Source organism: Rathayibacter tanaceti, from assembly GCF_001634385.1.
Taxonomy (GTDB): Bacteria; Actinomycetota; Actinomycetes; order Actinomycetales; family Microbacteriaceae; genus Rathayibacter; species Rathayibacter tanaceti.
Genome location: NZ_LIIN01000125.1, coordinates 1 through 8,129, shown reverse-complemented (window position 1 = coordinate 8,129; position 8,129 = coordinate 1). Strand labels below are relative to the sequence as shown.

Below are 8,129 nucleotides of genomic sequence, written 5' to 3'. Positions count from 1 at the left end.
GGGCGGCGGGCACGACGACCCACGGCAGCACCGGGCCGACGGCGCCGCCCGCGGTGATGGCGGCGCGCAGGTAGGAGGGGAGGAAGGCGGGGGTCTTCGCGGTGAGCGCCGCCAGGTTCTCGGCGGCGACCGTCAGGTCTTCGGGGCGGGCGACGCCGTCGACGAAGCCCACGGTGAAGTCGAGACCGTTCGGATCCTCGAGGACCCCGGCCAGGCGCTGGGCGGCCGGCTCGACCGGGAACTCGCGGCTGCGCGCCAGCCAGCGGCGCACCAGCGCCTCGACCCGCTCGGTCATCGGCAGGTCGACGGAGTCGAGCGGAGTCGGAGCAGCAGGCTCTCCGTCGGACACCGGCTCCGCGCTCGCGACGGGCTCCTCCTCCGCGACGGGCTCCTCCTCGCCGCCGACCTCTGCCGGGTCTGCCGCCCCACGAGCCTCGACCTCCCCCACCGGCTCGTCCTCGACGACCGGTTCGTCATCGACCGTGGCATCCCCCTCGCCGTCGGCCCTCGTCGCGCTCTGCTCAGACGCCTCCTCAACGCCGTCGTCGGCGCCCTCGGGCTGCACCACGGCGTCGTCGGGCTCGCGCTCCGGGTCGCTGCCGGGCACACCTGAGGTCGTCGACTGCTCCATCCTTCGAGGCTAGGCCCGACTCGGCGCGCAGGCCGGGCGTGACGCGGTGCTCCGGCCGACTCCCGGCCGATCCCGGGCTGTGGAGGAGCGTCTCAGTGCCACCGATGATCCTGGATCGTCAGTCGAGGGCCGTGCCGGGGCTTCCTGGCCCCGCTGCAGCCGATCAGCCGGATGACCCGCTGCCGGTGCCCGCGCCACGGCTCGAGCAGCTCGAGCATCCCGTCGTCGTCGACACCCAGGCGCCCGCTCAGCGCGAAGCCGACGGAGGAGGCGAGGTGGTAGTCGCCGACGCTGACCGCATCCGGGTCGCCGTGCGCGCGCATCATCACCTCGGAGGCGGTCCACGGCCCGATCCCCGGCACCGATTGCAGCCGGCGGGCCACCTCCGCCCCTCCCCTGCCGAGTGCGAGGGTGCGCTCGAGGCCGGAGGCGACCAGCGCCGCCGTCAGAAGGGTGCGGGAGCGCCGGGGATCGACGCCCGCGCGGTGCCAATCCCACGAGGGGACACGCCGCCACTGCTCCGCACTCGGAGCCACGTGCAGCGCGACCGGGCCGGGGGCCGGCTCGCCGTGCAGCCGCACAAGCATGCGGTACGCACGCCACGCCTCCGTGCTGGTGACCTTCTGCTCGAGGATCGAGGGCGCCAGCATCTCGAACACCAAGTTCGCGCGGGTGAGCCGCAGACCGGAGGAGCGGCGGAGCACCTCCGCGAGCGGCGTGTGCGCCGAGAGGTCGAGGCCGCTCCAGTCGTCACCGTGGCCCAGCAGCTCGGGGACGTGATCGATCAGCCACTCGGCACCCTCGCCCCAGGTGCGAGCGTGCACCGAGCCGTCGACGGCCTGCCGCAGATGGAGCGTGCCGGGACCGAGCGGAGTGCGGAACGCCCGCCAGAAGCCGGAGGCGTCGATCAGCATCGTCGGATCACCCGAGCCGCGCAGCAGGGTGCGGATCGTGAGCGCGAGATCCACGGGCTCGACCGGCGCGTAGACCGTCGCCCAGGAGGGAGAGGACGCGGGAGCAGTGGTCGGCACGCAGCGATGCTAACCGCAGGGTCCGACATGGGCTGGAGGCGGTCTGCGCAGAGCCCCCATGCACCACGTGTTCGGAGCGACACGCCCGGCGGATTGGTCCAGACGGCCAGAACACATGCGCACGTCCGATCCACGGATTGCACTGGTCAGGAGCGAGATCCCGGGCGTAGCTTCGCGCTGTCGAGGCGGCGCTGAAGCCGCCCGGCACCCGCCTATCACTGGAGATGCGCACATGTTCGACACGACCTTCATCCGCACAGCGATCGCCCGGAGCTCCGAGACAGCTCTCGACCGTCGCCGTTTCTTCGAGGCCACGGGAGTCGCCGGTCTCGGCATCGGTGCCGCGGCCCTCGCCGCACCCACCGCCTCCGCCGAGGAGGTCGCTGCCAGCGGCCCCAGCGACGCCTCGATCCTCAACTTCGCCCTCAACCTCGAGTACCTCGAGGCCGAGTTCTACCTCCGCGCCGTCTACGGCAGCGGACTCGGTGGCTCGGACGTGACCGGCAGGGGCACGCCCGGCGGCGTCATCGGCGGCCGACCCGTCACCTTCACGACCCCGTGGCTCAAGAGCTTCGCCACCGAGGTCGCGAACGACGAGAAGGCGCACGTCAAGTTCCTCCGCGGGGCCCTCGGCACCGCCGCCGTCGCGCGCCCGGCGATCGACCTCAAGGCCAGCTTCACCGCGGCCGCCACGGCGGCCGGGCTGATCAAGCCGGGAGGAAGCTTCGACCCGTTCGCGAGCGAGGCCAACTTCCTGCTCGGCGCCTTCGTCTTCGAGGACGTGGGAGTCACCGCATACAAGGGTGCCGCTCCCCTCATCCAGTCGAAGACGTACCTCGATGCTGCAGCGGGCATCCTGGCGGTGGAGGCGTACCACGCGGGAGCCATCCGCTCGGCGCTCTACGCGGCCGACCTGTCGGACTCGGCGGGCAGGCTCTCGGATGCTCGGGACAGCCTCGACGGGAAGACCGACGTCGACCAGGGCGTGAAGGTCGGCGGCCAGGCGAACATCGTCCCGGCCGACGCCAGCTCGATCGCCTTCAGCCGGAACCCCGGCCAGGTGCTCAACGTCGTCTACCTCACCCCCAAGGCCTCGCGCACCGGCGGATTCTTCCCCCGCGGCGTGAACGGCGAACTCAACACCAGCCAGGCCAACTAGCGCGACGCATGATGACGGGCCCTTCCTCGAGGCGGCGAGGAGGGGCCCGTCGTCGTCCGCGTGCACATCCGTTCACCGTGTCCTCTAACCTGAGCGGGTGAAGATCGGGATCCTGACCTCCGGCGGCGACTGCCCAGGGCTGAACGCTGTCATCCGCGGGGCCGTCTACAAGGGCATCAAGGTGTACGACCAGGAGTTCGTCGGCTTCCGCAACGGCTGGCGCGGTGTGGTCGACGGCGATCTCGTGCCGCTGGGTCGGCCCGAGATCCAGGGCATCGCCAAGCAGGGCGGCACGATCATCGGCACCAGCCGGACGAACCCGTTCGAGGGCGACAACGGCGGTCCCGAGCGCATCGCCGAGATGATGGAGCGCAACGGCATCGACTCGATCATCGCGATCGGAGGCGAGGGCACGCTCGCGGCGGCCAAGCGCCTCACCGATGCGGGCCTCAAGATCGTCGGGGTGCCCAAGACCATCGACAACGATCTCGGAGCCACCGACTACACGTTCGGCTTCGACACGGCCGTCGGCATCGCGACCGACGCGATGGACCGCCTCCGCACCACCGGCGACTCCCACGGACGCTGCATGGTCGCCGAGGTGATGGGACGCCACGTCGGCTGGATCGCCCTGCACTCGGGGATGGCCGCCGGCGCGCACGTGATCCTCATCCCCGAGAAGCGCACCTCGATCGACCAGATCGTCGAGTGGGTGCAGAGCGCACAGGACCGCGGTCGCGCCCCGCTCGTCGTCGTCGCCGAGGGCTTTTCGCTCGACACGATGGACGACGCCCACTCCGAGCGCGGCCTCGACGCCTTCGGCCGGCCACGCCTGGGCGGCATCGGCGAGATGCTCGCCCCGATGATCGAGGAGCGGACGGGCATCGAGACCCGCGCCACGACCCTCGGCCACATCCAGCGTGGAGGCACTCCCACCGCGTTCGACCGCGTGCTCGCGACCCGCCTGGGCATGGCCGCGATCGACTCCGTCGTCGCCGAGCACTGGGGCCGCATGGTCGCCCTGCGCGGCACCGACATCTACCACGTCGACTTCGCCGAGGCGCTCGGCACCCTCAAGACCGTGCCCGACTCGCGCTACGAGGAGGCGCGCACTCTCTTCGGTTAGCCCGGCCGCCTCCGACGCGCACTCGACGGCGGGATCGGCCGGGCTCGGAGCAGGACCGCGACCCCGCCGGGTGTCCGCCCTCCCTGGGCGAGCGCCGCCGGGCTCAGCCCGTCGCACCGTCCGGGGTCGCAGTGGCGATGATCTGCGCGCGCGCGAGCGTGTGGAAGTGTGCGGTGAAGCCGAGGATCGCGGGAGTCGACTCCGGGTCGAGGTCGAGGGACTCGACGTCGAGGGCGTGCACCACGAAGAAGTAGCGGTGCTCGCGGTCCGGCGGCGCCGCTCCGACGAACTGGCGCAGCCGCATCTCGTTGGGGAGGGTCTGCGCACCCGCCGGCAGCAGCTCGAACCCGGCCGCGCCGGCGCCGGTGGGCAGCTCGGTGGTGTCGGCGGGGAGGTTGTACACGGCCCAGTGCCAGAAGCCTGAGCCGGTCGGCGCGTCGGGGTCGAACACCGTCACGGCGAAGCTCTTCGTCCCTTCCGGCGCTCCCGACCAGCGCAGGTGCGGCGAGACGTCCTCGCCACCTGAGCCCTCGCCGTAGTGGCGGGCGGCGAGTGGCCGGCCGTCGGCGATGTCGTCGCTCTCGAGCGCGAAGGTCGGCACCTCGCCGAGGCGGGCGTAGGGGTCGTAGGTCCAGTCGGACATCCGGGGTCTCCGTTCGGGAAGGGCGGGCGGGCGCCCACCTCCTCCAGCCTAGGAACCACTCGCTCCGCGCGCAGGGGTTGCCGGCGATCACGAGCCGAGATACCGCCCCGGCCGGTGATTGAACGCGAGGACCAGGTTGAGCACCACGACGCCCGCCGCCGAGAGGAGCACGTTGACGGGCGGGACCACCAGGAGCGCCGCCACGACGACGCCGGCGTCCAGCGCCATCATCACGTAACCGGCCCGCCAGCCCATCCGCTCCTGGGCGAGAAGGGCGAGGATGCTGAACCCGCCCAGGCTCGACCCGTGGCGGAACAGGATGAGCAGCCCGATGCCCGCGAGCACATCGCCGGTCAGCACGCCGTAGATCGGCTCGATGCGCAGGTCGCCGACGGCGAGCGGATGCAGGCCTGCCAGCAGCGAGACGAGGAGGATGGAGCACATCGTCCGGAGCGTGAAGCGCCAGCCCTTCTTCCACAGCGAGAGCGCGAGGAACGGGACGTTCACCGCCACGAGGATCACACCGAACGGGAGGTCGACCGGGTAGCCCAGCAGCAGCGCGAGGCCGGCCGTGCCGCCGGTGACCGCCTGACTCGAACGCAGCAAGTACAGACCGAGCGAGACGACGAACGCACCGGTGGCGAGCCCGAAGACATCTTCGAACCGCGAGTGCGGCACGGTGGTGGAGGGGTCGGGCACCCGACGATGCTGCCACACACCGCGCCCTCGACAGGACGTCCTCGTAGGATGTGCCGGTGCTGCCGAAGATCCTGCTGTTCTACCGCTTCGTGCCGTTGGCCGACCCCGAGTCCGTGCGGCTGTGGCAGCGTGAACTCTGCGAGTCGCTGGGGCTGCGGGGACGCCTCCTGCTCTCGTCGCACGGCGTGAACGGCACCCTGGGCGGCGAGATGGAGGCGCTGAAGCGCTACGTCCGACGCACCCGCGAGTACTCGGCGTTCCACGGGCTCGAGGTGAAGTGGAGCGACGGCTCCGGCCTCGACAACGACGGCCGCAGCCTCGACTTCCCCGGGCTCTCGGTCAAGGTGCGCGACGAGATCGTCTCGTTCGGCGCGCCGGAGGAGCTGCGGGTGGAGGCGAGCGGCGTCGTCGGTACCGCTCCCCGTCTCGCGCCCGATGAGCTCGACGCGCTCGTCGCCGAGCGCGAGGACGTGGTGCTCTTCGACGGCCGCAACGCGTTCGAGGCCCAGATCGGCCGCTTCGACAGGGCGGTGGTGCCCGGAGTCGCCAGCACCCGCGAGTTCGTCGAGCAGCTCGACTCCGGGGTCTACGACCATCTCAAGGATCGGCCCGTGGTCACCTACTGCACCGGAGGCATCCGCTGCGAAGTCCTCTCGAGCCTGATGACGGCGCGCGGGTTCAGCGAGGTATACCAGCTCGATGGAGGCGTCATCCGCTACGCAGAGGCACGCCGCGACCGTGGTCTCTGGCGCGGCGCGCTCTACGTCTTCGACGGCCGCGGCTCCGTCACCTTCTCACCGGACGCCGAGGTGCTGGGGCGCTGCGCAGGGTGTGCGGCGCCGACCAGCCGGATGCGCAACTGCCTCGATCCGGCCTGCCGCGCCCAGCTCGTCGTGTGCGCCGGCTGCGACGCAGTGTCGTGCGCCTCCCACTCGGGCCCTACGCTCGTCGCATGAGCATCGAAGCGCACGGACGCACCCTCGTCGACCTCCACACCGCCCCTGAGTTGCTGCAGGTGGTGAACGTCTGGGATGCGATCAGCGCCACCACGGTCGCCGCACTGCCGGGGACGCGGGCCGTCGCGACGGCCAGCCACTCGATCGCGGCGACCTTCGGCTACGAGGACGGCGAGCGGATCCCGCTGGAACTGCACCTGGGGATGATCGAGCGCATCGTCGCAGCCGTCGAGGTGCCGGTCTCGGCCGATCTGGAGGCGGGATACGGCGATGCGGGCGAGGCGGTGCGCCGCGCGATCGGCATCGGCGTCGTCGGCGCGAACCTCGAGGACCAGGCGAAGCCGCTTCCGCAGGCGCTGCGCGCGGTCGAGAAGGCCGTCGCCGCGGCCGAGGAGGAGGCGGTCCCCTTCGCCCTGAACGCGCGCACCGACGTGTTCCTGCGGGCCGGCGACCGCGACCGCGGCGAGGTGCTCGCGGACGCGATCGAGCGGGGCCGCGCCTTTCTCGATGCCGGCGCCACCTGCTTCTTCGTGCCGGGTCTGCTGACGGACGCCGAGCTGGAGTCGCTCGTCGGCGCTGTCGGCCGGCAGCGCGTCAGCGTCATCGGAGTCCCCGGCTCGCAGGCACCGGCGCGCTTGGAGGAGCTCGGCATCGCGCGCGTCTCGTATGGGCCGTGGACCCAGCGGGTCGCGCTGACCGCGCTGCAGGACGCAGCCTCCGCCCTCTACTCCGGAGGTGCACTGCCCGAGGGCACGCGCGCGCTGAACTGACTGCCCGCCCGCGGCCCGGCGGGCGTAGCGTGGGCCCATGTACCGAGCCATCGTCGTCGAGCGGCACTCCGACTCCGACTCCGAGACCCCGAACCGAGCCCGCCTCCTCGAGCGCGACGACCCCGACCGCTCCCACGGCGACGTGTCGATCGCCGTCGAGTACTCGAGCGTCAACTACAAGGACGCCCTCGCCCTCGCGGGCAGGCCCGGCATCGTGCGGCGGACGCCGCTGGTGGCGGGGATCGACCTGGTCGGCACCGTCGAGTACGCGGACGGCGAGGCGGCCGAGCGCTTCGACTCCGGCGACCGCGTGGTGCTGAACGGCGCCGGCCTCGGCGAGCGGCACGATGGCGGGCTCGCCGAGCGCGCCCGGGTCGACTCCTCCGCGCTGCTACGGCTGCCGGGGGCGATCTCGTCGGCTCGCGCGGGAGCGATCGGCACAGCCGGCTTCACGGCGATGCTCGCCGTGCTCGCGCTGGAGCGGCACGGCGTGCGCCCCGGCGCCGGACGGTGCTGGTGACCGGAGCCTCGGGCGGCGTCGGCTCCCTCGCCGTCGCGCTCCTCGCCCGGCTGGGACACGAGGTGGTCGCCTCGACCGGCCGCATCGACGAGCACGGAGCGCTGCTCCTGCGCCTCGGAGCCTCGGACGTGCTCGACCGTGCGGAGCTCCAGGAGGGCGGCCGGCCGCTGCAGTCCGAGCACTGGGCCGGAGCCGTCGACTCGGCGGGTTCGCACACCCTCGCCAACGCCCTCGCGCAGACCCGCTGGGGCGGCACCGTCGCCGCCTGCGGGCTCGCCCAGGGGCCCGATCTGCCCGTCAGCGTGATGCCGTTCATCCTCCGCGGGGTGACGCTCGTCGGCATCAACTCGGTGGAGGCTCCGCGGACGCTCCGCGAAGAGGCGTGGCGCCGCCTCGCGCACGACCTCGACCTGGCGCTGCTCGACGAGCTGACGACGACCGTGCCGCTCGCTGGAGCCGTCGACTCCGCCGGTGCGGTGCTCGCGGGTCGCGCGCACGGACGGACCCTGGTCGACGTGCGGGCGTAGCCTCCGCCGGATGCTACTCCGCGGCCTCCGTCGCTCCGCTCGGCTCGGCCGAGGCGTGCCCGACGGA

At 72.3% G+C, this 8,129-nt stretch carries 9 protein-coding genes and 1 pseudogene; 6 read left to right on the top strand and 4 right to left on the bottom strand.

The features are described from left to right. Both ACH61_RS17970 and ACH61_RS12775 read right to left on the bottom strand, forming a co-directional pair. Positions 1-631 (bottom strand): annotated as a pseudogene (locus tag ACH61_RS17970) (hypothetical protein); the annotation flags it as partial. 92 nt (positions 632-723) lie between these two features. Then, on the bottom strand, positions 724-1,662 hold the full coding sequence (locus tag ACH61_RS12775; protein WP_068212583.1) for a DNA-3-methyladenine glycosylase family protein: 939 nt from the start codon (positions 1,660-1,662) through the stop codon (positions 724-726). Positions 1,663-1,894: 232 nt separating this feature from the next. Here ACH61_RS12775 and ACH61_RS12770 point away from each other — a divergent pair, with 232 nt between their 5' ends. After that, entirely contained in the window at positions 1,895-2,821 is a 927-nt protein-coding gene (locus tag ACH61_RS12770) for a ferritin-like domain-containing protein (protein WP_068212580.1), read from the top strand. A gap of 97 nt (positions 2,822-2,918) precedes the next feature. Then, complete coding sequence (locus tag ACH61_RS12765) at positions 2,919-3,947, top strand: 6-phosphofructokinase (protein WP_068212577.1); 1,029 nt, start codon at positions 2,919-2,921, stop codon at positions 3,945-3,947. 103 nt (positions 3,948-4,050) lie between these two features. On the opposite strand, the gene ACH61_RS12760 is transcribed toward ACH61_RS12765, so the two are convergent. Together ACH61_RS12760 and ACH61_RS12755 are read right to left on the bottom strand one after the other, a co-directional pair. Continuing rightward, on the bottom strand, positions 4,051-4,590 hold the full coding sequence (locus ACH61_RS12760) for a YbhB/YbcL family Raf kinase inhibitor-like protein (RefSeq protein ID WP_068212574.1): 540 nt from the start codon (positions 4,588-4,590) through the stop codon (positions 4,051-4,053). Positions 4,591-4,677: 87 nt separating this feature from the next. Then, positions 4,678-5,289, bottom strand: a complete 612-nt coding sequence (locus tag ACH61_RS12755; RefSeq protein WP_236713682.1) for a YitT family protein — start codon at positions 5,287-5,289, stop codon at positions 4,678-4,680. A 59-nt stretch (positions 5,290-5,348) separates the two neighbouring features. On the opposite strand from ACH61_RS12755, the gene trhO reads away from it, so the two are divergent. From trhO to ACH61_RS19375, 4 genes are read left to right on the top strand one after another with little or no spacing between them, the layout of a single operon-like run. After that, the gene (gene trhO, locus ACH61_RS12750; RefSeq protein ID WP_461786696.1) at positions 5,349-6,245 is read left to right on the top strand and encodes an oxygen-dependent tRNA uridine(34) hydroxylase TrhO; all 897 of its coding nucleotides are present in this window, start codon (positions 5,349-5,351) and stop codon (positions 6,243-6,245) included. Beyond that, on the top strand, positions 6,242-7,015 hold the full coding sequence (locus ACH61_RS12745) for an isocitrate lyase/PEP mutase family protein (RefSeq protein ID WP_068212557.1): 774 nt from the start codon (positions 6,242-6,244) through the stop codon (positions 7,013-7,015). Before trhO ends, ACH61_RS12745 begins: the two co-directional genes overlap by 4 nt. 37 nt (positions 7,016-7,052) lie before the next feature. After that, the gene (locus tag ACH61_RS19380) at positions 7,053-7,535 is read left to right on the top strand and encodes an alcohol dehydrogenase catalytic domain-containing protein (protein WP_413784040.1); all 483 of its coding nucleotides are present in this window, start codon (positions 7,053-7,055) and stop codon (positions 7,533-7,535) included. Continuing rightward, a complete protein-coding gene (locus tag ACH61_RS19375; protein ID WP_413784039.1) occupies positions 7,532-8,062 on the top strand; it encodes a zinc-binding dehydrogenase in 531 nt (176 codons plus the stop codon). Before ACH61_RS19380 ends, ACH61_RS19375 begins: the two co-directional genes overlap by 4 nt. Positions 8,063-8,129 lie beyond the last annotated feature (67 nt).

Excerpts from the sequence above, each read along its gene's own strand:
- ACH61_RS12770 (WP_068212580.1), top strand. The coding sequence starts at position 1,895 with ATGTTCGACACGACCTTCATCCGCACAGCGATCGCCCGGAGCTCCGAG.
- ACH61_RS12760 (WP_068212574.1), bottom strand. The coding sequence starts at position 4,590 with ATGTCCGACTGGACCTACGACCCCTACGCCCGCCTCGGCGAGGTGCCG.
- ACH61_RS12745 (WP_068212557.1), top strand. The coding sequence starts at position 6,242 with ATGAGCATCGAAGCGCACGGACGCACCCTCGTCGACCTCCACACCGCC.
- ACH61_RS19380 (WP_413784040.1), top strand. The coding sequence starts at position 7,053 with ATGTACCGAGCCATCGTCGTCGAGCGGCACTCCGACTCCGACTCCGAG.